Raw genomic sequence first — 26,552 nt, forward strand, 5'->3', positions numbered from 1 at the left:
CGCCCGCTCGACCCGACCGGGAGCGCCATGTGGTCGGCGGCCCTGGCCCACCTGTCCCGGCAGCAGGTCGCGCTGTTTCTCCTCACCTCCCCGGAGCACGAGATCCAGCTGGTGTCGAACTGGTACGAGCGCTTCCTCCACCGGGGGGCCGACCTGGCCAGCCTGCTTGCCTGGGGCAACCTCATGAGCCACGGGACCAGCGACGAAGTCGTGATCTCGGGGATCGTCGGCTCGGCCGAGTACTTCTCACACGTGTAGGCCCTGGCACCGGGCCCTAGGGACGGTAGGTCCCGAGGCCCGGTGCCTGGCCACGTGACCTGAGCACTCACTCGGGGCTGGCGACCGCCCGCTCCGGTGTCGGAGCCCGGTGGTCATCCGGCCTCAGATGAGGGCGGCCAGGGTCGAGAAGATCTCGCCGCTCCGGTCGAGGGTCGCCAGGTGGCCTCCGCCCTCGATCTCGTGCAGATCGGCACCGGGGATGGCAGCGGCCAGCAGCCGGGCGTGGGCGGCGGGCACGTTCCGGTCGGCGTCGCCCTGCCAGAGGTGGACGGGGACCCTGATCTCCTCCAGCCGGAACCCCCAGTCTCTCGAGAACACCTGGAAGTCCTGGGCCGATGCCTTGGCACTGGTAGCCGCCGCCCGCCGGGCCTCCTGGAGGAACATGTGGCGCACCTCTGGGCGACTGACGATCTCGGCGTCGGGGCCGGGCATCTGCTTGGTCATCATCCGCAATGTCGACTCGGGCCAACGCCGTTGTACACGCGTCATCAGCCCGAAGACGGCTTCGAGCGGCCAGGTGGACCGCCGGCCCATCTTGGTGATGAGTACGTTGGCCCGCATCATCCCTTCCTCCGCTCCGGGTGCGGCCAGTGGGCTCACGCCGCTCAGCACCCCGGCCACAGCCACCCGATCGGGCATGAGGGCAGCGCACGCCAGGGAGTGTGGCCCTCCTCCGGAGATGCCGACGACCCCGAATCGCTCGATCCCGAGGTGATCGGCCAACTCCCGGACGTCGTCCGGCCACTCCGCCAACGTACGGCCCGGCTTGTAGGTGCTGTGGCCGTATCCCGGGCGGTCGACCGAGATCAGCCTGACCCCCGCCATCCGCACCGGCTGCTCGTCGACGACGAGCTGGAACCGGCTTCCGGGCGTTCCGTGGAATCCGAGGACGGGCTTGCCCGCTGGATCGCCCAACTCGAGCCACGCCAGCTCGCGCCCGTCGGACAGGTCCATGACCCTGGTGTCCTGCACGACGCCCGAACCTACTCCGGTCGCCTGCCTCGTAGACCGGTGACGCTCACGACCGGGCCCGGGCGCTGGCGTGGTCGGGATAGCCCGGACGTCGACGATCTGGGCGTCGTCGACCGTGAAGACCTGGTAGATGTGCTGCGGGGCCGCTGGGCGGGCACCCTCGGCTCGCAACGACACCGAGAGCTCGAGCACCACGGAGTCGTCGTCGACCTCCACACTCTGCACCGTGGGCATGGTCCCGTCCGCGAGCAACCCGCGGTACGACCAGCTGGGCGGCGGCCAATCCGATCCGATCCAGGCGTGGCGACGGGTGATGCCGGGCGAAGCGCTCGGCCGCCTCCGGGCCACCCCGGCGGGCCGCATCCCGCAGCTCCTTGGCCTGGCGGCGCAGCTGGCCCAGGTCGGGCCGTTCGGGAAGCGAAGTGGACATCGGCGTCTCCCTCCCACGGCTCCGGTCCGCAGATCAGGCCGAGGAAGAGGCCACAGCCTTCCGACCTGGTGCTCGGAGGTGGACTCCGTCCTTCCCGCGGACCCGGTGGCGCCCGTGCGAGTCGGCGCCGACGACGAACACTTCCGCCAGGGTCGAGGTCATGCGCACCACCTGAAATCGGAGGGGATGGGAGCCGGCGTCACCGGGATCAACTGCCGATCACAGCCGGTACAGCTTGGCGGCGTTGTCTCCCATGATCTTCCGGGCGCTCGACGGTCGCAGCGTTGCCATCTTCTCCGCCACGTAGCCGAGCGGGTCGGGATACAGGCAGGTGGGGTGGGGGAAGTCCGTCTCGAAGAGGATGTTGTCCTCCCCCACCTTGTCCACCAGGCCCTGGACGTCCCCCTGGGCCCGCTCGAACCAGAAGGTGGCGTACCAGTGCTCCGCGAAGTACTCCGAGGGCTTGCGCTTGAGCTGGCGGAACTGCTCCGGAGCGTTCTCCTCCAACTCGTAGTCCATGGTCTCGAGGATGAACGGCACCCAGCCGATCCCACTCTCGACCGACACCAGCTTGAGCCCGGGATGACGGTCCAGTAGGCCACTGAAGATGATGTTGATCACGACCCGGGCGTTGTTGATGAACAGCATCGATCCGCCCACAGCCGGCTTCACGTACTCGTGCTGGGACTCCCAGAAGTAGTTGCCGTAGAACGTCATGGCCGTATGGCTGGCCCCGATATGGAAGTGCACGGGCAGATGGAGGGCATCGCAGGCCTGCCAGAAGGGGTCCCACGCCGGGTTGGCCAGATCGGGTGCCCCCAGGTCCTGGGGATCGGAGGTCATGTTGACGCCGCGCATCCCCAACCCGGCCACCCGCTCGGCTTCCTTCACGCACGCGCCCACGTCCCACGCCGGCATGACGGGCATCGGCAGAAAACGGTTCCCGGACTCCGCCTGCATGTCGGCCATGGCGTCGTTGTAGATCTCGATGCACATCTGGCGCAGGACCGGGTCAATGACGCCGCTCGAGAGGTCCTGGCCGCCGAGCCCGATGGTGTTGGGGAAGATCACCTGGGCGTGGATGCCGCACTGATCCATCACCTCGAGGCGGTCCTTGGCGTTCCAAGCACCCGGGTGGACCAGCTCGATGGGCCATTCGAGCGACTCGACGAACGGGGACTTTCCACCCTCCGGGTCCACGACGCCGCCGCCGCCTGCGAACTTGAGCACGGTCCCGTCGACCACCCAGTTCGGCTGTCCGTCGACCTGCTCGACATGGGGCACGCGGTCCTTGTAGGCGGCGGGAGCGCGGCTGGTCCACAGGTCGTGCCGCTCGGTCATGTGGGTATCGGCGTCGACCACCCGCACGTCTTCCAGCCAGGTCGCCCTCGTAGCCATGCCGGCACCCCTCCCTGCCCCGCGGTCCACCCTGTGTCGGGCCAGCGTAGCCAGCCGGGGCTCGGGACGGCCTGGGTAACCTCCCGCCGCAGCAAGGGGGGAAGATGCAACTGCGCCTGCCGGCGTCGAATCAGAACGTGGCCGCGGTGTTCGGCGCCCTCCTGCTCGCGCAGATCCTGTCGGGGCTCGACACGATCATCCTGGTGACCGCCCTGCCCACGATCGTCGGGGACCTGGGAGGCCTCAAGGACCTGTCCTGGGTGATCACCATCTACCTGCTCACGTCGACGGCTGTGGCCCCGTTGGCCGGGAAGCTGTCCGACATGATGGGCCGCAAGGCCCTCTTCCAGCTCTCGCTGGTCGTGTTCCTGGTCGGCTCCGCCCTCTCCGGTCAGTCCCGGTCGCTGCTGGAGCTGATCCTGTTCCGGGGCATCCAGGGGATCGGCGGAGGGGGCCTGGGGGTGCTGGGCCGGACCATCGTGGCCGACATCGTTCCGGGGCGGCAGTTGGGGCGGCTCCAGGGGATCCTGACGTCGAGCTTCGCCATCTCGAGTGTGGCCGGACCGCTGGTCGGCGGCCTGCTGGTGGACCACGCCTCCTGGCGTTGGATCTTCTACATCAACATGCCTATCGGCATTCTGGCCCTGGTGGTGGTCGGCGTGACCCTGGACCTCCCCCGCAACCCGCGGCGAGTCCAGGTCGACTACGCCGGCTCGGTGCTGATGACGGCGTCGATGTCCTGTCTGCTCCTGGCCACCACGTGGGCGGGGATCCGCTTCGGGTGGGGGTCGGCTCCGATCGTCGGCTTGCTGGCCGGGGGGTGCGCCCTGGCGGCCGCCTTCGTCCTGGTCGAGGCCCGCACCGGAGAAGCCGTCCTGCCGGTGCACCTGTTCAGGAACCGGGTCTTCGCGGTGGCCTCGGCGTCCGGGTTGGTCCTCGGGATGGCCATGTTCGGGCCGTGGACCGTCATGCCGATCTTCCTCCAGGTGGTCACGGGGGCAAGCGCCACCAACTCGGGAGTGCTCCTACTGCCCCTCCTGATCTCGTTCACCGTCTCGTCGGTGGCCACCGGTTTTCTGATCACCCGGTACGGCCGTTACCGCGTGTTCCCCATTGCCGGCACCGCCCTGATGGTCGTCGGGCTCACGCTGTACACGCGGATGGGGATCTCGACCTCCCGGTTGGAGGCGTCCGTCTACATGCTGGTGGTAGGCGTCGGGATCGGGCTCATGCTCGAGGTCCTGACGATCGCCGTTCAGAACTCCATCCACCCTCGGGACCTCGGGGCCGCCACCGCCGGAGTCGGGCTGTTCAACTCGCTCGGCGGGGCGTTCGGTACGGCGGTCTACCTGTCGATCCTCAACGGGGCCATGGCCCACTGGCTTCCCCGGCTCGTCCCCCGGTCGGTCCACCTGGCCGCGGGAGTGCTCCAGGGCAGCCCCACGGGGATCCGGGCCCTGGCCCCGGGCGTGCGCCACGGGGTGGTCGAGGCCTTTGCCCGGTCCCTCCACACCGTGTTCGTCTGGGTGGTTCCGCTGGGAGTGGTGGGCCTGTTGATGGTGATCTTCCTCCCTGAGGTCCCGCTCCGGGAGCAGTCCGCCTCGGAGCTGCTGGCGGCGGAGGGGGCCGGGATCGACGGTCTGCATCCCGACACGAGATCGGCCTGATCGGGCCGGGCGGCGGGGATCAGCCGGGAACGGCGCGGTCCGCCCACTCCAGCAGCTGAGGTACCAGGAGGGGCCAGCGGATGAACAGCGAATCCCCCGACGCTCCTCGCTCGTTCCATTCGTTGTCCCCCCAGGGGGGTTCGACCAGCTGGGCCGTCGGTACGGCGGCGGCTACCGCCTCGGAGGTGGCCCGCGTGTGGTGGACGTCGGTGGTGCCACTGCGGAACACCAGAGTCGGTACCGCGATCCCACCGGCGGCCGACTTGGCCAGGCCCGGAACCACCTCGTCCGGGCGGGGGTAGTAGACGAGCATCCACCGTTCCAGCGTGGCGATGAACTCTCGTGGATCCTGCTCCAGAAGACGCTGGCGGTTGCCCGGATTGCGCTCGATGACCTCCTGCCACTCGGGCAGGTCCACGACCGCCTCCATCCCCTTCTGCCAGGCCGTGGCGATCGAGTTCCCGCAGTAGTGGACTCCCAGGCTCATCAGCCCGAAGGGCCCACCGCTGATCCACCACACCGCCAGTCCGCTCGCCACCTCGGGATGGCGGGCCCCGGCCAGGAGCGACACTCGGGAACCACCCGACCCCCCGATCACCACCGCCGGGGCCAGGCCCAGCTGGCGCAGCAGGCCGGCCAGGGCGTCGGCCTGGACATCGGACTCCGAGGCCCCCGTGACGCAGATGTCGGAGGCGCCACAGTTGGGCCGGTCCCAGATGACCACCTGCCTGCCGTGCTCCGCCAGGGCCTGGGCCATCTCCCGCACCCCGGGGTAGTCCTTGCTGAACCGGCCCCCAGGCGTGATCACCCAGGGCTGCCCGGCGTCGCCGATCACCTCGTAGGCGATGGAAAGGCCGTCCACCCGTGCCACCGGCATGCCTACCTCCTTACCGAGTCTGGGGAAATCCGAGATCGATGGCGCTGGTCGACGGATCGGGCCAGCGCGACGTCACAACCTTGGGCCGGGTGTAGAAACGCACGCCTTCGGGGCCGTACATGCTGATGTCACCGAAGAGTGACGCCTTCCACCCCCCGAAGGAGTGGAAGCCGACCGGGACCGGGATGGGGACGTTGATCCCGACCATCCCGACCTCGACGTCGACCTCGAACCGCCGGGCCACGCCTCCATCGCGGGTGAACAGGGCCACCCCGTTGCCATACGGGTTGGAGTTCACGAGGGACACCGCCTCGTCGTACGTGCCCACCCGGACGACGCCGAGCACCGGCCCGAAGACCTCGTCGTCGTAGACCTTCATGCCCGGCCTCACCTCGTCCAGTAGGGAGCACCCGAGGAAGAACCCGTCGGCCCGCCCCTGGCGCCCGTCCACCACTATGCGGGCGCCCTCGGACTCCGCCCCGTCAACGTACGACCGCACCCGCTCGCGGTGCTCACCGCTGATGAGCGGACCCATCTGCGAGTCCGGATCGGTGCCCGGCCCGACCACCACCGAGGGGATGCGCGAAGCGATGGCCTCGACGAGAGGGTCGGCAGCCGCCCCGACCGCGACCACGGCGGAGATCGCCATGCAGCGTTCCCCCGCCGATCCGTAGCCGGCGGAGACGGCGGCGTCGGCGGCCGCGTCGATGTCGGCATCGGGCAGCACGACCATGTGGTTCTTGGCTCCTCCGAGGGCCTGGACGCGCTTCCCGTGCCGGGTGGCCGTCTCGTAGATGTGGCGGGCCACGGGTGTGCTGCCGACGAACGACACCGCCGCGATCCCCGGGTCCGCCAGTATCGCCTCGACCGCCTCCCGGTCGCCCTGCACGACGTTGAAGACCCCATCGGGGATGCCGGCCTCCTGGACGAGCTCGGCCAGCCGCACGGACGCTGACGGATCCTTCTCCGACGGCTTGAGGATGAAGCTGTTGCCACAGGCGATGGCGTTGGCCGCCATCCACAGCGGAACCATGACCGGGAAGTTGAACGGCGTGATACCGGCCACCACACCCAAGGGCTGAAGGACCGTATGCACGTCGACGCCCGTCGATACCTCACTCGAGTGACCGCCCTTCAACAGGTGGGGGATGCCGCAGGCGAACTCGACATTCTCGAGACCCCGGGCCACCTCTCCCGCGGCGTCGCTCAGAACCTTCCCGTGCTCGGCAGTGACCAGCGCCGCCAGCTCGCTCCGGTTGGCGTCGAGCAGCTCGCGCAGCCGGAACATGGCCGCCGCCCGGGCTGTCAGAGGCACGGCGCGCCACTCGACGGCCGCCGCCGCCGCCGTTGCCACCGCGGCACCCACCTCGCGGGCGGAGGCGAAGCGGACCTCGGCCGCCTTTACCCCCGCGGCCGGGTCGTAGACCGGACCGGAGCGACCCGAGCCGCCCGGGACCTCCTTGCCGCCGATCCAGTGGTTGATGGTCTTCATGGGCGTCGATCCTGCCAAACGGACGGCCTCCGGGTCGGCCCGGCACCGGGCGGCGCACGGGTACGGTCCCCCGGTATGCGCCTGGGGGTGGTGATCCTGCCGGAGCAGCCGTGGGAGCAGGCGGCGGAGCTGTGGCGGGCGGCGGAGGAGATGGGTTTCTCGCACGCCTGGACCTACGACCACCTGGCGTGGGCGGGGCTGCGCGACGAGCCCTGGTTCGGCGCCGTACCGGTGCTGACCGCCGCCGCCACGGTCACCTCCCGGATCCGATTGGGTCCTCTGGTCGCCTCGCCGAACTTCCGCCATCCGGTGTCGTTGGCCCGGGAGGTCCTCGCCGTCGACGACATCTCCGCCGGACGCCTCACCCTGGGCATCGGGGCGGGTGGGCTGGGATGGGACGCCGCCATCCTCGGCGGTCCGGCCTGGAATCTCGACGAGCGCCTCTCGCGATTCGAGGAGTTCGTGACCCTGCTCGACCGCGTCCTCGTCGAGCGGGAGACCAGCTTCCAGGGCCGTTACTACCGGGTCGAGGAGGCCCGGTCGTACCCCGGGTGCCGGCAACGCCCCCGCGTCCCCTTCGCCCTGGCGGGCACCGGCCCCCGGGGCATGCGCACCGTCGCCCGCTTCGGCCAGGCCTGGGTGACCACCGGACCCCGGGGAGTCGACCGCCCCCTCGGCGCGACCGCCGGCGCCCGGGTGGTCGGAGAGCAACTGGCTCTCCTCGCCTCGGCCTGCGAGGAGGTCGGCCGGCCGGAGGGGGTGCCGGAGAGGGTGGTCCTGGCCGGCCCCGGGCTGGATCAGGGCCTGGCGTCACCCCAGCAGCTGACCGACACCCTGGGCACCTACGCCGCCGTCGGCGTCACCGACTTCGTCGTCCACTGGCCCCGCTCCTCTGAGCCCTACCGCGGCGACCGAGACCACTTCGAGAGGGTGATCAGCTCCGTTTCCTCCGGGAGCTGAGCCGGCGTCGGCCGGTACCGCACCGGCGGTGAGGCGGACAACGGAGAGCGAAAAGCCCTCGGGAGCGCAATCTCTTCGTCCGTTTGGGTCGTACCGATGGCCACGATGCGAACGGCGAGGCCTCCATCTCAGATCGCGCTGTGACGCGGCCGGCCCGAGAGCGTTGGCAAGGTGATGGCCCGGCGCGCCCTGACATCCGGCCTCTGGTCGACGCCGCCCGAGAGGGGGACGCGGCGGCCTGGGAGGAGCTCTACGTGTGCCTCTATCCGCGCCTTCTCGGGTATGCCCGCCGGGAGCTCGATCATGAGTCGGCCCGGGATGCCGTCTCCGAGGCGATGGTGCGGGCGGCCACGGCTCTGTCCCGGTTCTCCTGGAGGGGCGCCGGATTCGAGGCATGGGTGTTCCGGATACTGCGGCACGTCCTCGTCGACGTGCACCGCGGAAGTGGTCGTCAGCGGCGCCTCGAGGCCAGGAGCCACCGCGAGGTCCCGGGGCCGGAGGCGGACGACGCTCTCATCGCCGACGAGGAGGCGCGCCTGGTCCGCAGCGCCTTCGCCAGTCTGGGCCCGGCGGACCAGGAGCTGCTCCATCTGCGTGTCGTGGCCGGTCTGAGCGCCGAAGAGGTGGGCCACATCCTCGGCAAGCGCCCGGGGGCCGTGCGCATGGCCCAGTCCCGCTCTCTCGAGCGGCTGCGGGCGGCGCTGGGGGAAGAGGGGCAGTGGGCGTGAACGACCTGTCCGATCGGGAGCTCACCGGGCTGCTGCGGGGTTCCCTGGCCGAGCCGGCGGGGTCTCCGACTCCGGGAGAGCTGGTGGCGCTGCGAAGCAGCTATGCCGAGTCGCGCCGGACCCGGCGCGGCGTGAGGTGGCAGCTGCTGCGACCGGTCCCGGTCTTCGCCGCCGCCGTCATCGGACTCGGCACCTCGACGGCCGCCGCGGCCGCCGCCGGCGTCGCCTTGCCGGCACCGATCCGGGCGGCAGCCGTGGCCGTCGGTCTGCCCGTCGACGACTCCGCCGTAGCCGCGGCCCGGTCGCAGATGGACGATCTGCGCCGGGCGCTGGAGCAGCGGGACGCCCGGGAGCTCTCCACTGGCTCGGTGGCTCTGCGCGGGGACCTGGCCCACATGCCGGCGGACGACCGGGCTGAGTTGTCGGGGAGCGCCACGGCGCTTCTGGCGGGCGCAGAGCGGGAGTTGAGGGCACCCTCCGAGGGAAGGGCGGGAGGTGCGGGGACCGGGTCTCCGTCCGCCGGTCACGAGCGCCCCAAGGGAGACCTGTCCGGTTCCGGCGGGCGCGACTCCGGATCGGTTTCAGGTGATGGAGATCGCAGCGGTGGAGGCGACGGAGGCGGGTCGGTGCGCGGGGGCGGTGGGTCGGACGGGTCGGCTCCTTCCGGGTCGGACGGGTCGGACGGGTCGGACGGGTCGGATAACGGGACCGGCAACGGTGTCCCGACCGGCTCCGACGGCGGGAACTCGTCGAGCTCGACGGCCACAACCACCGTGTCGTCGTCGGGCGGTCCAGGCGGATCGCAGACGGGTGGCGCCGACGGTGGATCAGGAGGATCCGACGGCGGATCGAGCGGCGTGTCCACCAGCGGATCGGACGGCGGATCGGGTGGGGTGTCCACCGACGGAGGATCGGGCAGCACCGACGGGGGCGGGTCCGGAGGCGGGAGCGGCTCGACGAGCGGTTCGGACGGTGGCAGCTCGGACGGTTCTTCCGGAGGATGAAGCCCGGAGTCGTGACGCGCAGCTGTCGGCGTCGTTAGCACTACGACATCACTCCTGAAAGGGGATCGTCTTGAGACTTCGCACTGCATCGGCCGCCGCCGCAGCCGTTCTCGGCCTGGCCGTCACGGCACCCGTGGCGGCTCTGGCCGACTCCTCACCCAGCGCCGCGCCCACCGTGACGCAGAGCCCGTCGACCTTCACGGTCGACCTCCCCGGCGTGGGGAGCCTCACCTTCACCGTCGATCCCGCCACCGGGGCGCTGTCCAACCTCGTGGCGACGGCCGACAGCGGGTTCACCGCCGGAACGCCGCAGCTGACGGACGAGGGAGTCCAGGTCAGCTTCACCAACGCGTCGGGAGCACCGACGGTGCTCCAGGCCGAGGTGGAGAGGGAGGACGGCACGGTCAAGGTGAAGCCCGAGGTCGACAACGACAACGACCACGACGGCGCCGTCACCCCCGCCAATGCCACCGGGAAGGACGCCGACGAGACGGCAACCGACGATGACTCCCAGGACGCCGCCGAGCAGGCCGCACCCGCCAGGGCGGACGAGGCCAACGAGAACGAGGCCAACGACAATGAGGCCAACGAGACCCAGGCCAACCAGAACCAGGCCGACGACGGGGGCCACGACGGGCAGCCGGCCCCTGCGCCGGCCATGACCACCGGGACGGGGTCACAGACGACGACGGTCAGCTCGTCCGACGGTGACGGTTCGGGAGGACGCGACGGCGGGTCGGCCACCAACGACGGGTCCGGTGACGGGCACGACGGCTCGGGCGGCCACGACGGCGGCAGCTCCGGTGATGGTGGGAGCGGGAGCTGACCCGGACCACCCCCTCGACAGAGGAGAGAGCGGCCGGCGCCAAATGGCGCCGGCCGTTCAGCCATGTAGCCGTCCTCGGCGCCGCGGCAATCGGAGCGGCGGCGTGTGGTTCCGGAAGTCCAGCGGCGGCGACGCACCCGGCCGCAGGTGGAGCGTCGCCGGAGACGGAGCTGCGCGCCGCGGCGCGTGCCATGCAGTCCGCGCCCAGCTACGTGTTCTCGGGAGACGTGGCGGTCGGAGCGAGCAGTGTCCGCATCAGCGGCCGGTTCCAGGCGCCGAACCGCATCGCCGAGACGATCCAGGTCCCGGGGCGCGCCACCGTCGACGCGGTGCTGGTCGGACCCACCACCTTCGTGCGCGATCCGGCGTCGGGAGCGTGGCAGCGGACGACGGGCACGGGGGCCGGCGCCGATCCGAGAGCCGCCTTCTCGGTCCTCCTGCAGGCGTCGGTGGTGAGCCGGTCGGGCGGCACCTACCAGCTCTCCGTCCCGGCCGGGGCGGCGGCACACCTGCTCGACGCGTCGGTGCCCACCGGCCCGGCCGCCGCATCCGCCCGGCTGAGCGGGACCGAGATCCTCCATCTGGAGGTGCGGTTCCCGAGCCGGAACCCACCGCTCACGATGGCGCTCGACTACAGCTCGATCGGCGTGGCGCCGCCGGTCACGGTGCCCCCTGTCACCTGAGGCGGTCAGCTCTCCCGGTACGCCGCCTCGAAGAAAGATGACAGGGCAAAGGCCGACAGGCCCGCGGCAACCAGCGCCAGCACGGGGCGGCCGGACCAGTGGCCGCGCAGCAGCCGTAGGGCCCCGTCGAGATCCTTGGCATCGTGAGCGCTGCCGGTCACGGCGGCCATGACGAAGCTGGCTCCCACGGCGGCGAAGACCAGACCCCGCACGACGTGGCCCGCCGTCTCGACCACCCGCACGACCGGCACGATCGGCTTGGGCAGGGCGTCGCGGTCCAGGTAGGTCTCGAAACGCTGGAGGACCGCCCACACCATCAGGCCCAGGCCCCCGCCGGCCGCGGCCAGGCCGGCGACGGCCAGGAGCACCCGCCCGCCGGGGTGGGCCAGGGCCGTGCGGGACAGCGACGAGGCGCCCTCCGACTGCGACCCCCCGCCGACGAGGAGAGCCACCGCCTGTCCCGTCAGACCGAGATACGCCACCCCGATCAAGGCCCACCCCGCTCTCTTGGCGGCATCGGCCGGAGCGGAAGCGTCCCGGTCCCCGGCGGCGGCCTGGAGGAAGCGCCAGGCGGCGTACGCCAACAGGCCCACGGCCAGGAGGCCGAGGAGCTCGACCCCTCCCGGCTGGCGCCGCAGCTCCTCCAGCGCGCCCTGGGTGTCGGCCGGCTTGCCCCGGGCCCCGGATGCGGCGATGTCAGCGGCGAGGTAGGCCAGCAGCAGATACACGGCGCCCCGCGCCGCGACGGTGGTCCGTGCCAGCCGGGCGACCAGCGGACGCGACTTGGCCCGGCGGGCCCGGCGCTGGGTGCGGCGGGCGGCGCCCGCCCCCCGGGCGGAGGCGGTACGGCCCGCCTTCCGGGCCTGGCGCTTCGCTGTGGTCGTCGCCGGCGTTGGTGCGTCCTCCTCGTCGACCCGACCATTCCCTGCGGCGACCCTGCCCATCCGGACCGCGTGCGTCGGGGCACCCGCGTCTGGCGGACGCGCGGGGACAGGTGTTTGACTGGCTTCGAGCAGGGGAGCCCGGCGGCACCGGGCTGAGAGGTCGGCTGGGTGGCCGACGACCCGTTGAACCTGATCCGGGTAATCCCGGCGGAGGGAGCGTGGAGGTGCCAGAGCGGAGGGGACCCGGCGGGCAACCGCCCGTGGCGCTAACCATCGCCGGCTCCGACTCGGGGGGCGGGGCCGGGCTCCAGGCGGACCTGAAGGCCTTTGCCGCCAACGGGGTGTTCGGGGCGTCGGTGGTCACGGCGGTGACGGCCCAGAACACCCGGAAGGTGGCGGCCGTCGTGGCCATGGAGCCGGATTTCGTCGAGGCCCAGCTCGACGCCGTGCTGTCGGATCTGCCGGTCGCGGCGGTGAAGACGGGCATGCTGGCCACGGCCGGCATCGTGCGGGCGGTCGGCCGGCGCGCCCGGGCCGGCGAGCTCCCCAATCTGGTGGTGGACCCGGTGATGGTGGCGTCCAGCGGGGACCGGCTCCTCGACGAGGACGCCGTGGACGCCTACCGGGAGGAGCTGTTCCCGGCGGCGTTGCTCATCACCCCCAACCTGCGGGAGGCCGGGCTCCTGGTGGGGCGTGCGCTGGCCGGGCCGGACGACATGGAGCGGGCCGCCCGGCAGCTGGGCGAGGCCGGTCCCGCCTACGTGCTGGTCAAGGGCGGCCATCTTTCGGGTGACGCCGTGGACGTGCTGTACGACGGCCGGACGTGCACGGAGTTGCGCGCCACGCGGGTGCAGACCGCCAACGTCCATGGGACCGGCTGCACCCTTGCCGCCACCGTGGCCGCCGGCCTGGCCCGGGGGCGCGACGTCCCCACCGCGGTGAGCGAGGCCAAGAGCTTCGTCACCGGGGCCATCCAGGGCTCGGCCGGGTGGCACCTGGGCGAGGGCCACGGTCCGTTGGACCATTTCGGCTGGGGCCCCCGCACCTCGTGAGCGCCGCCCCGGCCTCCGTGGTCGACGACGGGACCATCGGCATCGAACCGGCGCCGGCCGGGCTCCGCCGGCTGTCCGGCGTCGATCTCACCGTGCTGTGGGGGGACCTGGCCGTCGGCGTCCTCGTGCTGGCCGCCGGCGCCCTGCTGGTTGCTCCCGCCAGCGCCTCCGGACTGGGGATGGACCCGCGGCGGGCCCTCTGGGCCATCCTCATCGGATCGGCCGCCGGCTCGCTGCTCCTGGCGTCGGTCGGCGTCCTCGGCCACGACCGCGGCGTGCCCACCATGGCGCTGCTGCGCCCGGTCCTCGGGCGCTACGGGAGCTGGCTCGCATCCGGCGTGAACGTGGCCCAGCTCCTGGGCTGGACGGCCTTCGAGTTCTGGGCCATGGCGCAGTTCGCCAGCCGGGTGTCGCGCACGGTGTTCGGCTTCTCGGGCTTCTACCTGTGGCTGGCGGTGATGGCCGGGACCTGCACCGGCCTGGCGCTCCTCGGCCCGATCCGGTTCGTGCGGGTGTGGTTGAAGCGCGCCGGGGTCTGGATCGTCCTCGGGCTGTGCGGCTATCTGACCGTCTACCTCCTCGTGAAGCACCCGGTCGGCGGCCTGCTCTCCCGCCCCCGGAGGGGAGCGCCGCTGCTGGTGGGCGTCGACCTCGTCATCTCCCAGCCGGTGTCGTGGCTCCCCCTCGTGGCGGACTACACCCGCTTCTCGTCCGGCCGCCGCCAGGCGCTCGGGGGCACCTGGGCCGGATACGCCCTCGGCAACACCTGGTTCTACGGCCTCGGCGCCCTGCTGGTGTTGTCGGCCCGGCTGTCCGACGCCTCCCCCGCCGGCATCGCCGCATCGGTCCTCGGCCTCTCGGCCAGCGTCGCCACCGGGGTCGTGGTACTCGTCGCACTTCTGGGTGGGGAGACGCACGAGGCCTTCGCCGACATCTATTCCGCCGCCATGTCCGCCCGCAACATCGGCCCCCGCCTCAACCATCGCTGGAGCGTGCTGGTCGTGGCGGCCATCGGCACCACCGTGGCCGCCCTCGTGACCCTGGGGAGCTACGAGGCCTTCCTGTTCCTGTTGGGGTCGGTCTTCGTCCCCCTGTTCGCCGTCCTGCTGGCCGACTGGGCGCGCTCGGCACGGGACCGCACCGCGTCCGGACCGGAGGAGGAGACGAGGTGGCGCCCGACCATGCTGGGCGCCTGGCTGCTCGGGATCGCCTTCTACCACTGGCTGCTTCCGGCCGGCACCATGCCCGCCTGGTGGACCCGCGACGTGATGAGCCACCTGCCGAGGGCGGGTCTGCACAGCGGCTGGGGGGCATCCCTGCCGTGCTTCCTGGTGACCTTCGCGCTGGCCTTCCTGCTCGGAACGCTCGGCTCCGCCATCCGGCGCTCCGGCTCACCGGGGCGCGGTGAGGTGCACCTCCGTGCGGTAGGGGAGGGGGAACGACTCCCCGACTGACCTCCCCAGGTCGCGGACCCGGCTGAGCACCTCGTCGCGAGCGGCCGGATCCATGGCACCGACGAAGCTCATCGAGGCGGCCCGGGCCACCAGCAGGTCCGGGGTCATGGGCTGGTCGTGACGGAACGTCGTGGTCTCCAGAGGACCGAGGGGGCTTCGGGCCGAGAACACCGCCCGCCAGTCTCCGCCATTGTGGTCGGGCCGGTCTCCCTCGTAGGGCCGGAGGAGCTCGGTGAAGCCGCGCACCCACGGCACGGAGTTGTCGCGGACGTTCCAGACCAGCGCCAGCCGTCCGCCCGGTCGCAGCACCCGCGCGAACTCGGCGACCACGGCGTCGGTGGCGAACCAGTGGAAGGCCTGGGCGCACACGACGGCAGCGGCCCGGCCCGACCGTACGGGCAAAGCCTCGGCCATCGCCGCGCAGACCAGGGCCGTCCGCGTGCTGGCGCGCAGCTCCGTGCGCATGGCCGCTACCGGCTCCACCGCCACGACCTCCGCCCCCGCCGCGGCGAGCAGCCGGGTCAGCTTCCCCGTGCCGGCTCCCACGTCAAGGATGGTCCGCCCCGGCCCGAGGGCCAGGTTGTCGACCAGGAAGGTGACGGCGGCGGGCGGGTAGGACGGACGGGCCTGCTCGTAGTCGGACGCGTTCTGCCCGAATCCCGCCAGCGCCACGGCGTGCATCCGGTTGCGCGGAGCCGGTCGGTCGGCCACGACGCCAAGGTAGCCACGGGAACCCGGTGAAACCCGCACAAAGGCCGGCGGGGGCCCCGCCTCCGGGCAATACCCATTGACAGAGGAACCCGGGAATGAGGCGAATGCCTCATGGCCCTCGAGCCGGGTGCGGTCCACAATCGGGGGTGACGGCGGCGCCGCGACAACCGGAGGGGGACATGACAGGCAGCCAGGTGGACCAGGCCCGGATGGAGCAGTTCATGGGGACCATGGCGGGGTACATGGCCGGAGGGGCCCTGTGCTTCGCCGTCCTGCTGGGGGACGAGCTCGGCCTGTACCGGGTGCTGGCGGAGCGGGGCCCGTCGACCGCGGAGGAACTCGCTGCCGGGGCGGGATGCAACGCCCGACTGGTGCGCGAGTGGCTCGACGGTCAGACCGCGGGCGGCCTGGTCGGCTACGACGCCCGGGAGGACCGGTACACGCTCGCCCCCGAGGCGACCATGGCCCTGGCCGACGACAACAGCCCGGTCTTCATGGCGCGGGGGATGAACGCCTTCGCGTCGCTCTTCATGGACCTGGAGAAGGTGCTGGCCGCGTTCCGCGGCGACGGGGGCCTCGCCTGGGGGGATCATCACGACTGCCTGTTCAAGGGAACCGAGTGGTTCTTCCGCACCGGCTACCGCGCCTTCCTCCCGTCGGCCTGGATCCCGTCTCTCGAAGGCATGGAGGACAAGCTGCGCGCCGGGGCCCGCGTGGCCGACATCGGCTGCGGGCATGGTGCGTCGGTGGTCGTGATGGCGCAGGCCTACCCCCGCTCGGAGTTCTGGGGCTTCGACTTCCACGCCCCCTCCGTCGACACCGCCCGCAAGCGGGCCGCCGACGCCGGTGTGAGCGACCGCACGCACTTCGAGGTCGCCTCGGCCAAGGAGTACCCGGGAACCTACGACCTCGTGTGCTTCTTCGACTGCCTGCACGACATGGGCGATCCGGTAGGCATCGCGTCGTACGCGCGGCAGCACCTGGCCGACGACGGGACGGTGCTGCTGGTCGAGCCGTTCGCCCTCGACGACCGGACCGCCAACCTCGAAGGCAACCCGATGGCCGCCCTCCTCTACACCGCCTCGGCGTCGATCTGCACCCCGAACTCGCTCTCCCAGGAGGTCGGTCTCGGCCTCGGTGCGCAGGCCGGGGCGGCCCGGCTGCGGGAGGTGTTCGAGGAGGCCGGCTTCGCCCGGTTCCGGAAGGCGGCGGAGACGCCCATGAACCTGATCCTCGAGGCCCGCCCCTAGGTCGCCTGGGTGGCCTCCTCCACGGTCAGCTCGGCGGCGGGGTCGGCTTCGAGGCGTTCGTCGGGGATCGGGGCGCCGCTGCGGACCGACCGCCCGTAGGTCCCGGCGGCCAGGCGCTCCTCGGCGCGGGAGATGGCGCCCAGGCGGGCCTCGATGCCGCCGATCACGGCGTCGTCCCCCGCTTCGGCCGTCAGCGACTCGGCCCCGTCACTGAAGCGGGCCGACTCGTCTCCCGCAGCCCGGTCCTGCTCCGCCGCCTCGCTCCGGTCGGCGAGCAGCTGCTCCAGACGGGCCTTCTCCTCCCCGAGGAGCTGGCGGGCGCGCTCTGGTTCCATGGGTTCCAATCTCCCCGATCGGGATCGGGACTGTCGAGCGGGAGATCACCCGGCCGGCCGGGGCCCCCGACAAATCAGCGCCCCTTCCTCGCCTCCCTCCAGCTGGCGATCATCTGGGCGAACTCGGTGGGGTTGTACATGTCCTCCTCGAGCGAGAACCTGCCGTCCCCGGCGTAGTCCAGCCTGGTCCAGCTGTCGGCCTCGTGCACCGTGCCGTCGCCCGGGTCGGCCATGCGGTTGATGACCGAGCACACCACCCAGCCGCGGTCCTCGTCGATCACGTACCAACGGATGGGGAAGGAGTTCATGTCCTTGTTGATGGCCGTGGACATCGTCTCGCCGATCCATTTGCGGATGGCCTGGCGGCCCTCGAAGCGGCCGTAGTGGTGCTCGACGTAGGTGGCGTCCTCGGTGAACAGCTCGGCCCACTCGTCCCAGTCGCCTGAGGCCGCCGCCCGGGCCGCCGTCTCCCGGTAGTGGGCAAAGGCGTCCTCGATCTCCTGGCGCGGGTACTTCCCCACCTATTCCGCCCGGGAGGGCTGCGCTCCCGGAGCTCCCTCGGCGAACACCTCCTCCGGGAAGTCGGCGTTCTTGGACAGGCGCCACTGCGGGGAACGCTTCTCGAGGAAGGCCATCGGGCCTTCCCGGGAGTCGGGCTGGCCGGTTGTCCACCCGAAGAGAGCGCCCTCGCGCCGCTGGGCGGCGGGCCGGTCCGGCTCGGCCAGGTTCGAGTAGACGAGCCGCTTCACTATGCCGGCGGAGACCGGGGCCACGTTCTCGGCGATGTCGCGGGCCAGGTCGAGAGCCCGCGCCAGGACCTGGTCGGCCGGCAGGGCCTCGGACACCAGACCCATCTCGGCCGCCTCCCGCCCGCTGAAGGTCCGGCCGGTCATGAGCAGCTCCAGACCGCGGGACACCCCGACGATACGGGGCACGATCCAGTTGGCGCTCAGCTCGGGGATGACGCCCCGGCGGCTGAAGGCGAAGGCCAGCTTTGCCTCCTCGGCCGCCACCCGGATGTCCCACTGCATCGGCATGGTCAGCCCCACCCCGATGGCGTGGCCGTTGATGGCGGCGATGATCGGGGTGTTCATCTCCCAGTACTCCCGCCGGTCGTCGATCCGCAGCTCGTCGGCCGACCGGTCCGTCATCACGCCACCGCGACTCCCGCCCCCGCCGCCGCCACTGAAGGTGTCGGCGCCCGCCGCCAGGTCGGCGCCGGCGCAGAAGGCCCGCCCGGCACCGGTCACGACGATGGCCCGCACGTCCTCGCGCCGGTCGAAGGTCACTATGGCGTGGCGCACCTCCAGCCCGAGCCGGGCGGTGTAGGCGTTCATCCGGTCGGGCCGGTTGAACGTGACGGTGGCGACGCCGTCCTTGTCCTCGGTCAGGATCGTCTGGTAGTCCATGGCCCCCGCCGTCACTCGCCGCCCTGGGCCCCGGCCAGGAGCGGGCTGATGCCCACCCCCATGTGGTCGTAGGCCGCCTCGGGAGCGGACCGCACCTGTTCGTCGAGGCGGTGGGCGTCGTCTCCGACGAGGATGCGCCACTTCCCGGCGCGCACCCCGTCCAGGATGATCGTGGCCGCCCCGGCGCCGTCGAGGGGGGCGCTGGTGCGGAAGCCCTCCTCGACCATCTTGACGATGCCCCGGATCTGGTCCGGCGGAAGCTCGCCCACCGGCAGCCCCCGCCGGGCCAGGTCGGCCCGGGTCGTCTCGAGCTCGGCGTCGGTGAGGGCGTCGGGCTCGGGGCGCCCGAAGTAGCGGCGGGAGTTGGCCACGATGTCGGTGCCGATGTGGCCGGGCATGACCACCGAGACCTTCACGTGGGGCGCGTTCACCCGCAGGTCCTCGATCAACGCCTCCGAGAACCCCTTCACCGCGAACTTGGCGGTGCTGTAGGCGGTGTGGGGGACGCCGGGGCCGAGCGACGCCCAGAACCCGTTGACACTGCTGGTGTTGACGAGCCGGGCCTCGTCGGCGGCCACCAGGTGGGATAGGAACGCCCGGGTGCAGTAGTAGACGCCCCACCAGTCGACCCCGAAGGTCCGCTCCCAGTCCTCGCGGGTGTCGGTGAACAGGCTCCCGCCCCCGCCGATGCCGGCGTTGTTGAACAGCAGCTCGATGACGTCCCCGTGCTCCCGCACCACCTCCTCCCGGAAGCGCAGGACCTGCGCCTCGTCTGAGACGTCACAGATGTGGGTGGTGATCCGGGCGCCGGAGCCGGCGGCGGCCTCGGCCCGCGCCACCGTCTCGGCCAGCCCCACCGCGTTGACGTCACAGGTGGCCACCGAGCAGCCCGCCGTCGCCAGCTGGACCACCAGCTCCCGCCCCATGCCCGAGCCGCCTCCGGTGACGACCGCCCGCTTGCCCGCGAACGATTCCATTCCGACCCCCTCTCCGCCCGCTCAAGGTAGCCGGGAGCCTCGGGGCGGCGTCGTTGGCACCCCGGCGTCAACCGATCGTCGCCGGCAGGTCCGACCCCTGCATGGCCCCGGCCCAGGGGTAGGACAGGGGCTCGATCAGGAGGTACGGGGCCTCGGCGGTCACGTCGGCGTCGGGGTGGTGGGGGGCGGCGGCGCGGACGGCGCCGGTGAGCCCGGCCGCGTCCCCCTCGAACAGGACCAGATCGGTCCGGGCCGTGGGGTCCCGGCTGGACTGGAAGGTCATCACCCCGTGGACCCCGTCCACGGCGGCGACCGCGGGCGACCACTCCGACCGGTACCACTCGCCCACCGGCGGCGGGCCCCGGCGTTGCACGAGGAGCAGGCCGGTGTGGCCGACGAAGGGAACCTCCTCCTCCGGGAGCCGGATGGCGGGCGAGGACACCGCCCCCAGCAGCGCCATGGCGTCGCCGTCCCGCACCGCCTTCTTCTCGGCGGGGAAGCGCATCCGGTCCTCGGCGTACAGGCGGTCGCGCAGCGTGCTCATCCCCGCCAGCGTCTCGGCCGGCTCGGCGCCCAGGGTGTAGATGGTGAGGAAGCTGCCCCGCCGGCCGGCCAGAGGAGACGTCGGTGCGGTGACCCGGAGGTCGTGCAGCTCGGGCGGGGCCACGTAGCGCCGGCCCGACATCACGCCCGGCAGGCGGACGTTGGGTGGTACGTGCTCGAGGTCGTACCAGCGGTTCCACGCCACGACGGCGTCGAGGTCGCAGTCCAGCACGGCCAGGATGATCCCGGTCGGGATCACCGCCGGGCCCCGTCGCCGTCCGCCGGCCCGCCACCGGGACGGAACACCACCTTTATGGCCCCGCTGGCCTTGTCGACCGCGGTCCCGACGGCCTCCCGGTAGGCCTCGAGGGGGAACTCGTGGGTGACCACGGCGTCCTCGGGCAGGAGGCCCCGGGCCAGGATCGCCAGGGCCCGGTCGATGGAGTGCATCCCCACCCCGCCGGCCGGCCCCGGCGCCGGGCCGGCGTCGACCTGGTGGTCGATCGAGCCGACCAGCGCCACCTCCTTGTACCAGACCGGCGTCAGGTCGACGGCGCTGATGCCGGCGGCGCCGAGGAGCAGGACCGTGCCGTGATAGGCGGCGCTGCGGAGGGCGTCGGTCACCGCTGCCGGCGTCCCCACCGCCTCGATCACATAGGGGAAGCCGCTCATCAGCATCACGTCCGGAAGCGCTCCCGCCAGCCGGGCGCCGGCCAGCGCGGCCAGCTCCTCCCAGTGGGCGCCCCCGGGGTCGGCGCGCACGACGTGGTCGGCGCCGCAGGCCCGGGCGGCGGCGGCCTGGTGCTCGTGGCGGGCCAGCACGGTCACCGGGCAGTCGGGGTACATGCCACGCAGCGCCGCGACCGCGGCCAGGCCGATGATCCCCGCCCCGACGACGAGAACCGGGCTGCCGTCCTCAGGCGGGGACCGCAGGAGCCCGTGGGCGCAGATCGACACCGGCTCGTGGAGGCACGCGGCCCGGTCCGACACCGGATCGGGAACGGGATGGACCATCGACGCGTGCGCCACCAGCTGCTCGGCCCATCCGCCTCCGAGGCCCCACGTGTAGCCGATGGTGCGCCCAGGGGTCAGCACCCGGCTGTCGAGGTTGAGGCAGCACGAGGTCCAGCCCCGTGCGCAGTTCTCGCACGGGGGATCGATGCCCCGGACCAGGCACGGCAGGCACGGGTCGACCGCCACGCGGCTGCCGACGGGCAGGGGGAAGTCCGGGCCGGCCTCGATCACCCGGCCGGCGATCTCGTGGCCGAGCAGGAGGGGCAGGGTCCCGACCCCGATCAGGGTCGGGGAGGGCCCGGTGTTGTGGGAGAACAGGTGCAGGTCGCTTCCGCAGATCCCCCCGGTCACCACCTCGACCCGCCCCCAGTCGCCCCGGGGCAGCGCCGGCTCCTCCACCTCCACGAGCGAGGCCGGGAACGACGGGTCGGCAAAGTCGAGCTGGACGGCGCGCACGGCGCGTCTATACACCACCGCCCGCGGGCTCGTCGCCCTCGTGGAGGCCGGACGCGATCCGGGCCCGGCGCACCCGCGCCATGAGCTTGCGCAGGGGCCAGTCGGCCACCAGCACCACGATCGCTATGCCGCTGGCGATCAGCGACCCCGACCAGAACCCCAGCCCCGACGACAGGCCCACCGCCGCCGCGACCCACAGCGAGGCCGCGGTCGTGAGGCCCTTGACCCGGTCGGTGCGCTTGAGGATGGCCCCGCCCCCGAGGAAGCCGACCCCGGCCGCGACGTAGGACGCGATCCGGGTGGGGTCGATGCTCAGGTCGGTCGCGTTGCGGGGGAGCACGAACTGCCCGAAGGCCCCCACCGAGAGGGCGCCGAAGAGGGCCGACCCCAGGGCCAGCAGGACGTGGGTCCGCAGCCCGGCGTCGTGACCGTCGACCTCGCGCTCGAAGCCGATGACCGCCCCGAACAGCGCCGCCGCGCCCAACCGCAGGGCGGTCGAGGCGGCGGTGAGATGCCAGGGCTCGGCTGCCATCGTCTGGGGTGATACCCAAATCAGCCGGGCAGGACCACCTCGACCGACAGCCCCCGACCGGCCAGGTCCACGCTCGCGTTGTCCTCCTCGTAGCGCCGGCCCTGGACGTTGAACAGCCGGACCGGCTCCTCGCCGAAAGGGAACGGGCCCCAGTGCCACGTCCCCCGGTGCAGGACCACGGCCTGCAGCGGATGGAGCACGAACGCCCGCACCGACGCGGTCGGCCGGGCGCCGGCGAAGTCCTCCGCCGCCGGGGCCACCGCCACCACCGAGTCGCAGTTCAGCGCCATCAGGCACTGGGTGTGGGTGTCGTGGCGGAACATGACGTCGCAGCGCAGCCCGCCGGGCAGGACCGTCACCTCGTCCAGGGTGTGGCCGATCACGTTGACGTGGACGTCCGCCCACGCGAACTCCAGGCGGTGGCTGCCGTCGCGGGGGTCGGTGTCCTCCACCGGGATCCATCCGAAGGGGTCCCACGCCTCCTCGGTCAGCTCGACCGCCGTCACCCGCTCTGGCACGTTCCGGCTCCCGCTTCTACGCTGCGCCGGCCGAACGTTAGACGCCGTGCGCGCCGGGCGCTCGGGCCGGAGGAGGGATCGAGATGGACGTCCGCAACATTCGCGACAAGGCGCCGGTGGTGGAGCACAACGGCACGGTCCCGGTCTGGTGGATGGTCGAGTCCCAGGAGATGAAGGACCTCACCGACGGGGGATTCCTCGAGCTGGTCAACGAGTTCGAGGTGGCCGGGGGCGGCGCCGTCGACCCGCACTCCCATCCGACCCACGAGTTCTACTACGTGATGTCGGGGCGGGGGATCATGGAGATCGAGGGGGACCAACGGGAGATCAGCCAGGGTGACCTGGTGCACATCCCCCCGAACAAGGTCCACACCCTGCGCCCGGTCACCGACCACGCCCCGATCCACTGCTTCTGCTTCGCCATCGGTGTGCCCGGCGCGGGCCCGATCGACTACACCAACCACTGAGTCACTCCGGGGAACGGGCGCGGCGTGCGCCCGTCGCTCATCCGCCCAGGTAGGTGCTGGCCAGCACCGAGCTGCGGCGCAGCTCCTCGGGCTCCCCGACGAAGTCGATGCGGCCGTGGGTCATCACACAGCAGATGTCGGCCAGCTCGAGCGCCCGGCTCATGTACTGCTCGACGAGGAGGATGGCGATCCCCTGCTCCTTCAGCAGGGCGATGTCGGCGAACAGCTGCTCGACCACGATCGGCGCCAGCCCCATCGAGATCTCGTCGACCATCAGCAGGCGCGGCCCGGCCAGGAAGGCCCGGCTGATGGCCAGCATCTGCTGCTCGCCACCGGACAGGGTGCCGGCCCGCTGGTCGAACCGCTCCTTCAGCCGGGGGAAGTGCTCGAGCACCCAGGCCAGGCGGGTCTGGCGCTGCGACCGGTCGGATCCGGCGTTGGTGTTGACCCGCAGGTTGTCGCGCACGTTGAGGTTGGGGAAGATGCCCCGGCCCTCCGGGATCAGCACCAGGCCCCCGGCTGCGGTCTCGTGCGGCGCCCGTCCGTCGATGCGCCGGCCGGCAAAGCGCACCGCCCCCCGCCTGCACTCCACCAGCCCGGCGGCGGTGCGCAGGGTCGTCGTCTTGCCCACCCCGTTGGGGCCGAGGAGCGCCACGACGGTGCCGGCGGGAACCGTGAGGTCGACGCCGTGCAGGATCTCGATGCGGCCGTAGCCGGCCACGACCCCGTCGAGCTCGAGGAGCGGAGCCATCAGCTGGCGGTCCCGAGGTAGGCCGCCTGCACGGCCGGGTCGGCGGCCACGGTATCCGGCGTCCCGGAGGCGATCAGCTGGCCGAAGTCCATCACGTAGACCCGGTCGGAGATCGTCATGACCATGTCGACGTCGTGCTCCACGAGCAGGATGCCGATCCCGCTGGCGGCGATCCCCCGCAGGATCCGCGACAGCTCCTCGGTCTCGTTGGTGTCGAGGCCGCTGCCGGTCTCGTCGAGCAGTAGCAGGCGGGGCCGGGTGCACAGGGCTCGGCCCAGCTCGACCAGGCGCAGGACCCCGGTGGACAGCTCTCCCGCGACGAGATCGCGCGCCCACTCCAGCCCGACCTGGGCCAGGCTGGCCTCCACCGCCGCCACCACCTCGGGCTCGTCGGGGTGGCGCAGCCGGAACAGGCCGCGCAGGACGCGCCCGGGGCGCGCCATCTCGGCGGCCACCTGGAGGTTCTCGAACACCGTCATGCCGCTGAAGACCTCGAGACGCTGGAAGGTGCGGCCCATCCCGAGCCGGGCCCGGACGTGGGGCTCGAGGTTCGTGACGTCGCTGCCGTCGAAGCGGATCCGGCCCCGTGTCGGCCGCAGGAGCCCGGTCATGCAGTTGAACAGCGTGGTCTTGCCCGCACCGTTGGGCCCGATGAGCGAGGTGATCTTCCCGTTCTCGGCTGCCAGCTTCACGCCGTCGAGAGCCACCAGGCCACCGAAGCGATGGGTGACGTTGTCGACCTCGAGCAGGGTCACGGGCCGCCCCCTCGACCGGCCCCGACCCGCTCCCGGGCAGGGACGTCGGCCAGGAGCCGCCGGGCGAACTCGGACGGCTGAGGCCGGGCCGCAGTGGGAAGGACGCCGGCCGGTCCCGCCTTCCGGGCCTGGGCGCGCTGGGCCCGCGCCAGGGCGCGCAGAGCCGGTTTGGGCACGGCCCCGATCTGCGCCACCCGCCGGGCCACCCCCACGAGCGACCTCCCGGGCAGGACGCCGAGGGACAGGGCCAGGACGGCGAACAGGATGTCGGACACTCCGAACTTGTGCAGCACGATGTTGAGCATCTCGTACAGCACGGCGCCGACCACGCCGCCGGCGAGTGAGCCGACGCCGGCCACGACGACCACCACGAACCAGGTGAGGCTGGTTTGCAGCGGGTCGAAGTACAGCCCGTTGAACAGCCGGGTCTGCTCGGCCAGCAGGGCGCCCCCGATGCCGGCGATGAAGGCGCTGACGGCGAAGATGAACAGCTTGTAGCGCCGCAGGTCCACCCCCACGGCGCGGGCCGCCGTCTCCGAGTCGCGCATGGCGCCCAGGATCCGGCCCAGCCGGCCCCGGCGCAGGTTGCGGGCCAGCAGCAGGATCAGCGCCACCCACGCCAGCTCGAAGTAGTAGAAGGCGTGCTCGCCGTCGAACGACCAGCCGAACAGGCTGGGCCGGGACACGGCGATGCTCCCCGATCCCACGACCAGGTCGTCGGTGAAGACGAGGCTGTACACCAGAAGGCCCATGGCCAGGGTCATGAGCCCGAGCAGCAGGCCCCGCCGGTTGAGCACCGGAAAGCCGGTGAGAACCCCGAGCACCATGGCCGCCACCCCGCCGAGGAGCATGGAGAGGATCACGGGCACGTGGACGGCGGTGGCGGCCTCGGCCGCCACGAAGGCGCCGATGCCGGCGAACCCGGCCTGGCCCAGCGTGATGTAGCCGCAGAACCCGGTGATGCACACGATCGAGGTGAACACCACGACGAGCGCCAGCATGACCTGGCCCTCCCCGATCGTCCCGACCGTCAGCAGCCACGGCAGGACCACGGCGACGAGGGCAACGACCGCACCGAGCAGCACCGGGGTGCGCGCCGCCCGGGCCCGCCGGCCCAGGCCGGCGGCCACCAACCCGCCCCGGCTGACGGCCCGGGCCACCGTGGCCGTGCTCTCGCTCTCGTCGAGACGGCGCAGGACCACCAGGGCCACGACGAGCAGGACAGCCGACAGGTTCTGCTCGATCTGGCCCACCACGTAGGTGATCCACGTCGGCAGGTGCCAGTGGAAGACCGGAAGGATGCGGGGGTTGAAGTGGGTGAGCAGGCTCGACGCCACCCCGAGGGCGATGCCGGTGACCGCCGCCGCCGGCATGCTCACCAGCCGGGCCACCACCGCGACCGAGAAGGTCTCGAAGACCACCAGCAGGGTGAGGTGGAACGGGTCGAGGTAGAACAACGGCGCCAGCAGCACGCCCGTCAGCCCGGCAAAGCCGCACCCCAGGGCCCACGCCATGGCCGAGACCCGGTTGGAGTCGATGGCGGCCAGCTCGGAGAGCTCCCGCCGGTCGACGACGGCACGGATCTCGAGCCCCAGCCGGGTGCGCCCGAACATCAGCCACATCAGCACGCTGATGGCGGCGACGAGGACCACGACGACGAGCTGGTCCTCGCCGATCCGCACGCCGGCACCGAGGCTGAGAGCCCGGTTGCTCACGATGTCGGGCGCGTCCTGGCGCACCAGGCCGGTCCAGATGGCGTACATGAGCCCGAGGAGCAGCAGGAACACGCCGAGAATGGCGACCAGCCGCTCGGCCTGGCTGGCGCCCCGGCGCTCGAGAGGCCGGAACACGAACCGCTCGAGCAGGAGGCCCACGCCCGGACCCACCACGATCACCCCGAGGGGGGCGGCGATGCCGAGGGGCCAGTGCCACCGGGCGTTGAGCTGCCAGACCACGTAGGCCACGAGCACGGCGATGGCGCCGTAGGCGAAGTTGAACACGCCGGTGGCCCGGTAGGTCAGCACCACGCCCATGCCCGCCAGCGAGTAGATGGCGCCGGCGGCGATGCCGGCTACGACCAGCTGGAGCCAGATGGAGGTGGCGAAGCCGAGGACCATGTCAGCCGGGA

At 72.0% G+C, this 26,552-nt stretch carries 28 protein-coding genes and 1 riboswitch; of the genes, 11 read left to right on the top strand and 17 right to left on the bottom strand.

From position 1 onward, the window contains the following. The coding region (locus VFW24_15870) for a DUF4214 domain-containing protein (GenBank protein ID HEX5268244.1) at nucleotides 1–258 on the top strand (258 nt) is incomplete at its 5' end. A 123-nt stretch (nucleotides 259–381) separates the two neighbouring features. Here the strand turns inward: VFW24_15870 and VFW24_15875 are convergent. Together VFW24_15875 and VFW24_15880 are read right to left on the bottom strand one after the other, a co-directional pair. Further along, entirely contained in the window at nucleotides 382–1,476 is a 1,095-nt protein-coding gene (locus VFW24_15875) for an alpha/beta hydrolase (protein ID HEX5268245.1), read from the bottom strand. Nucleotides 1,477–1,900: 424 nt separating this feature from the next. Beyond that, nucleotides 1,901–3,079, bottom strand: a complete 1,179-nt coding sequence (locus VFW24_15880; protein ID HEX5268246.1) for an amidohydrolase family protein — start codon at nucleotides 3,077–3,079, stop codon at nucleotides 1,901–1,903. Nucleotides 3,080–3,183: 104 nt separating this feature from the next. Here VFW24_15880 and VFW24_15885 point away from each other — a divergent pair, with 104 nt between their 5' ends. Beyond that, nucleotides 3,184–4,746 (top strand): MDR family MFS transporter, encoded by a 1,563-nt coding sequence (locus VFW24_15885; protein ID HEX5268247.1) that lies wholly within the window; start codon nucleotides 3,184–3,186, stop codon nucleotides 4,744–4,746. Between the two features lie 19 nt (nucleotides 4,747–4,765). Here the strand turns inward: VFW24_15885 and VFW24_15890 are convergent, their stop codons facing one another. Together VFW24_15890 and VFW24_15895 are read right to left on the bottom strand one after the other, a co-directional pair. Further along, on the bottom strand, nucleotides 4,766–5,623 hold the full coding sequence (locus VFW24_15890) for an alpha/beta hydrolase (protein ID HEX5268248.1): 858 nt from the start codon (nucleotides 5,621–5,623) through the stop codon (nucleotides 4,766–4,768). A gap of 10 nt (nucleotides 5,624–5,633) precedes the next feature. Further along, complete coding sequence (locus tag VFW24_15895) at nucleotides 5,634–7,115, bottom strand: CoA-acylating methylmalonate-semialdehyde dehydrogenase (protein HEX5268249.1); 1,482 nt, start codon at nucleotides 7,113–7,115, stop codon at nucleotides 5,634–5,636. Between the two features lie 75 nt (nucleotides 7,116–7,190). Between VFW24_15895 and VFW24_15900 the strand changes: the two genes are divergently transcribed. The 5 genes from VFW24_15900 (at nucleotide 7,191) to VFW24_15920 (ending at nucleotide 11,316) form a co-directional block, all read left to right on the top strand. After that, nucleotides 7,191–8,075 carry an LLM class flavin-dependent oxidoreductase gene (locus tag VFW24_15900; protein HEX5268250.1) on the top strand — a complete coding sequence of 295 codons (885 nt, stop codon included), beginning with the start codon at nucleotides 7,191–7,193 and terminating at the stop codon, nucleotides 8,073–8,075. Nucleotides 8,076–8,215: 140 nt separating this feature from the next. Further along, nucleotides 8,216–8,803: a sigma-70 family RNA polymerase sigma factor gene (locus VFW24_15905; GenBank protein ID HEX5268251.1), complete on the top strand. Its 588-nt coding sequence runs from the start codon at nucleotides 8,216–8,218 to the stop codon at nucleotides 8,801–8,803. Next, nucleotides 8,800–9,807: a hypothetical protein gene (locus VFW24_15910; GenBank protein HEX5268252.1), complete on the top strand. Its 1,008-nt coding sequence runs from the start codon at nucleotides 8,800–8,802 to the stop codon at nucleotides 9,805–9,807. The genes VFW24_15905 and VFW24_15910 overlap by 4 nt, the downstream gene beginning before the upstream one ends. A 70-nt stretch (nucleotides 9,808–9,877) precedes the next feature. Next, a complete protein-coding gene (locus VFW24_15915) occupies nucleotides 9,878–10,633 on the top strand; it encodes a hypothetical protein (protein ID HEX5268253.1) in 756 nt (251 codons plus the stop codon). Nucleotides 10,634–10,824: 191 nt separating this feature from the next. Beyond that, nucleotides 10,825–11,316: a hypothetical protein gene (locus VFW24_15920; GenBank protein ID HEX5268254.1), complete on the top strand. Its 492-nt coding sequence runs from the start codon at nucleotides 10,825–10,827 to the stop codon at nucleotides 11,314–11,316. Nucleotides 11,317–11,321: 5 nt separating this feature from the next. Here the strand turns inward: VFW24_15920 and VFW24_15925 are convergent, their stop codons facing one another. Continuing rightward, nucleotides 11,322–12,260, bottom strand: coding sequence for a DUF1206 domain-containing protein (locus VFW24_15925; protein ID HEX5268255.1), 939 nt, complete (start codon nucleotides 12,258–12,260; stop codon nucleotides 11,322–11,324). Between the two features lie 60 nt (nucleotides 12,261–12,320). After that, nucleotides 12,321–12,433, top strand: a riboswitch (TPP riboswitch). A gap of 27 nt (nucleotides 12,434–12,460) precedes the next feature. Between VFW24_15925 and thiD the strand changes: the two genes are divergently transcribed. Both thiD and VFW24_15935 read left to right on the top strand, forming a co-directional pair. Further along, nucleotides 12,461–13,252, top strand: a complete 792-nt coding sequence (thiD, locus tag VFW24_15930; GenBank protein HEX5268256.1) for a bifunctional hydroxymethylpyrimidine kinase/phosphomethylpyrimidine kinase — start codon at nucleotides 12,461–12,463, stop codon at nucleotides 13,250–13,252. Then, nucleotides 13,249–14,706 carry a cytosine permease gene (locus VFW24_15935; GenBank protein ID HEX5268257.1) on the top strand — a complete coding sequence of 486 codons (1,458 nt, stop codon included), beginning with the start codon at nucleotides 13,249–13,251 and terminating at the stop codon, nucleotides 14,704–14,706. Before thiD ends, VFW24_15935 begins: the two co-directional genes overlap by 4 nt. On the opposite strand, the gene VFW24_15940 is transcribed toward VFW24_15935, so the two are convergent. Continuing rightward, nucleotides 14,644–15,417: a class I SAM-dependent methyltransferase gene (locus VFW24_15940; GenBank protein HEX5268258.1), complete on the bottom strand. Its 774-nt coding sequence runs from the start codon at nucleotides 15,415–15,417 to the stop codon at nucleotides 14,644–14,646. The two genes, VFW24_15935 and VFW24_15940, sit on opposite strands and share 63 nt — an antisense overlap. A 179-nt stretch (nucleotides 15,418–15,596) precedes the next feature. Here VFW24_15940 and VFW24_15945 point away from each other — a divergent pair, with 179 nt between their 5' ends. Beyond that, nucleotides 15,597–16,667, top strand: coding sequence for a class I SAM-dependent methyltransferase (locus VFW24_15945; GenBank protein ID HEX5268259.1), 1,071 nt, complete (start codon nucleotides 15,597–15,599; stop codon nucleotides 16,665–16,667). On the opposite strand, the gene VFW24_15950 is transcribed toward VFW24_15945, so the two are convergent. From VFW24_15950 to VFW24_15985, 8 genes are all read right to left on the bottom strand, one after another. After that, nucleotides 16,664–17,002: a hypothetical protein gene (locus tag VFW24_15950; GenBank protein ID HEX5268260.1), complete on the bottom strand. Its 339-nt coding sequence runs from the start codon at nucleotides 17,000–17,002 to the stop codon at nucleotides 16,664–16,666. The two genes, VFW24_15945 and VFW24_15950, sit on opposite strands and share 4 nt — an antisense overlap. Nucleotides 17,003–17,076: 74 nt before the next feature. Next, entirely contained in the window at nucleotides 17,077–17,523 is a 447-nt protein-coding gene (locus VFW24_15955; protein ID HEX5268261.1) for a nuclear transport factor 2 family protein, read from the bottom strand. Continuing rightward, a complete protein-coding gene (locus VFW24_15960) occupies nucleotides 17,524–18,411 on the bottom strand; it encodes an enoyl-CoA hydratase-related protein (GenBank protein ID HEX5268262.1) in 888 nt (295 codons plus the stop codon). A gap of 11 nt (nucleotides 18,412–18,422) precedes the next feature. Then, nucleotides 18,423–19,388 (bottom strand): SDR family oxidoreductase, encoded by a 966-nt coding sequence (locus VFW24_15965; GenBank protein HEX5268263.1) that lies wholly within the window; start codon nucleotides 19,386–19,388, stop codon nucleotides 18,423–18,425. A 67-nt stretch (nucleotides 19,389–19,455) separates the two neighbouring features. Beyond that, on the bottom strand, nucleotides 19,456–20,190 hold the full coding sequence (locus tag VFW24_15970; protein HEX5268264.1) for a hypothetical protein: 735 nt from the start codon (nucleotides 20,188–20,190) through the stop codon (nucleotides 19,456–19,458). Then, a complete protein-coding gene (locus VFW24_15975) occupies nucleotides 20,187–21,401 on the bottom strand; it encodes an alcohol dehydrogenase catalytic domain-containing protein (protein HEX5268265.1) in 1,215 nt (404 codons plus the stop codon). Before VFW24_15975 ends, VFW24_15970 begins: the two co-directional genes overlap by 4 nt. A gap of 7 nt (nucleotides 21,402–21,408) precedes the next feature. Beyond that, nucleotides 21,409–21,933, bottom strand: coding sequence for an MgtC/SapB family protein (locus tag VFW24_15980; protein ID HEX5268266.1), 525 nt, complete (start codon nucleotides 21,931–21,933; stop codon nucleotides 21,409–21,411). 20 nt (nucleotides 21,934–21,953) lie between these two features. Further along, a complete protein-coding gene (locus tag VFW24_15985) occupies nucleotides 21,954–22,451 on the bottom strand; it encodes an ureidoglycolate lyase (protein HEX5268267.1) in 498 nt (165 codons plus the stop codon). Between the two features lie 83 nt (nucleotides 22,452–22,534). Here VFW24_15985 and VFW24_15990 point away from each other — a divergent pair, with 83 nt between their 5' ends. Next, nucleotides 22,535–22,918 carry a cupin domain-containing protein gene (locus tag VFW24_15990; GenBank protein ID HEX5268268.1) on the top strand — a complete coding sequence of 128 codons (384 nt, stop codon included), beginning with the start codon at nucleotides 22,535–22,537 and terminating at the stop codon, nucleotides 22,916–22,918. A gap of 37 nt (nucleotides 22,919–22,955) precedes the next feature. Here VFW24_15990 and VFW24_15995 read toward each other — a convergent pair whose 3' ends face one another. Genes VFW24_15995 through VFW24_16005 form a run of 3 tightly spaced genes read right to left on the bottom strand, consistent with a single transcriptional unit; the run spans nucleotide 22,956 to nucleotide 26,541 of the window. Next, on the bottom strand, nucleotides 22,956–23,669 hold the full coding sequence (locus VFW24_15995; GenBank protein ID HEX5268269.1) for an ABC transporter ATP-binding protein: 714 nt from the start codon (nucleotides 23,667–23,669) through the stop codon (nucleotides 22,956–22,958). Then, nucleotides 23,669–24,424, bottom strand: coding sequence for an ABC transporter ATP-binding protein (locus VFW24_16000; protein HEX5268270.1), 756 nt, complete (start codon nucleotides 24,422–24,424; stop codon nucleotides 23,669–23,671). The genes VFW24_15995 and VFW24_16000 overlap by 1 nt, the downstream gene beginning before the upstream one ends. Continuing rightward, nucleotides 24,421–26,541, bottom strand: coding sequence for an ABC transporter permease (locus tag VFW24_16005; GenBank protein HEX5268271.1), 2,121 nt, complete (start codon nucleotides 26,539–26,541; stop codon nucleotides 24,421–24,423). Before VFW24_16005 ends, VFW24_16000 begins: the two co-directional genes overlap by 4 nt. Nucleotides 26,542–26,552 lie beyond the last annotated feature (11 nt).

The organism is Acidimicrobiales bacterium (genome assembly GCA_036273495.1).
GTDB lineage: Bacteria > Actinomycetota > Acidimicrobiia > Acidimicrobiales > JAJPHE01 > DASSEU01.

What these genes read in the sequence shown, in the direction of transcription:
- VFW24_15945 (HEX5268259.1), top strand. Translation starts at nt 15,597, where the DNA reads ATGACAGGCAGCCAGGTGGACCAGGCCCGGATGGAGCAGTTCATGGGG.
- VFW24_15995 (HEX5268269.1), bottom strand. Translation starts at nt 23,669, where the DNA reads ATGGCTCCGCTCCTCGAGCTCGACGGGGTCGTGGCCGGCTACGGCCGC.
- VFW24_15880 (HEX5268246.1), bottom strand. Translation starts at nt 3,079, where the DNA reads ATGGCTACGAGGGCGACCTGGCTGGAAGACGTGCGGGTGGTCGACGCC.
- VFW24_15900 (HEX5268250.1), top strand. Translation starts at nt 7,191, where the DNA reads ATGCGCCTGGGGGTGGTGATCCTGCCGGAGCAGCCGTGGGAGCAGGCG.
- VFW24_15990 (HEX5268268.1), top strand. Translation starts at nt 22,535, where the DNA reads ATGGACGTCCGCAACATTCGCGACAAGGCGCCGGTGGTGGAGCACAAC.
- VFW24_15980 (HEX5268266.1), bottom strand. Translation starts at nt 21,933, where the DNA reads ATGGCAGCCGAGCCCTGGCATCTCACCGCCGCCTCGACCGCCCTGCGG.
- VFW24_15950 (HEX5268260.1), bottom strand. Translation starts at nt 17,002, where the DNA reads ATGGAACCAGAGCGCGCCCGCCAGCTCCTCGGGGAGGAGAAGGCCCGT.
- VFW24_15925 (HEX5268255.1), bottom strand. Translation starts at nt 12,260, where the DNA reads ATGGGCAGGGTCGCCGCAGGGAATGGTCGGGTCGACGAGGAGGACGCA.
- VFW24_15885 (HEX5268247.1), top strand. Translation starts at nt 3,184, where the DNA reads ATGCAACTGCGCCTGCCGGCGTCGAATCAGAACGTGGCCGCGGTGTTC.
- VFW24_15920 (HEX5268254.1), top strand. Translation starts at nt 10,825, where the DNA reads ATGCAGTCCGCGCCCAGCTACGTGTTCTCGGGAGACGTGGCGGTCGGA.
- VFW24_15895 (HEX5268249.1), bottom strand. Translation starts at nt 7,115, where the DNA reads ATGAAGACCATCAACCACTGGATCGGCGGCAAGGAGGTCCCGGGCGGC.
- VFW24_15965 (HEX5268263.1), bottom strand. Translation starts at nt 19,388, where the DNA reads ATGGAATCGTTCGCGGGCAAGCGGGCGGTCGTCACCGGAGGCGGCTCG.
- VFW24_15960 (HEX5268262.1), bottom strand. Translation starts at nt 18,411, where the DNA reads ATGGACTACCAGACGATCCTGACCGAGGACAAGGACGGCGTCGCCACC.
- VFW24_16005 (HEX5268271.1), bottom strand. Translation starts at nt 26,541, where the DNA reads ATGGTCCTCGGCTTCGCCACCTCCATCTGGCTCCAGCTGGTCGTAGCC.
- VFW24_15890 (HEX5268248.1), bottom strand. Translation starts at nt 5,623, where the DNA reads ATGCCGGTGGCACGGGTGGACGGCCTTTCCATCGCCTACGAGGTGATC.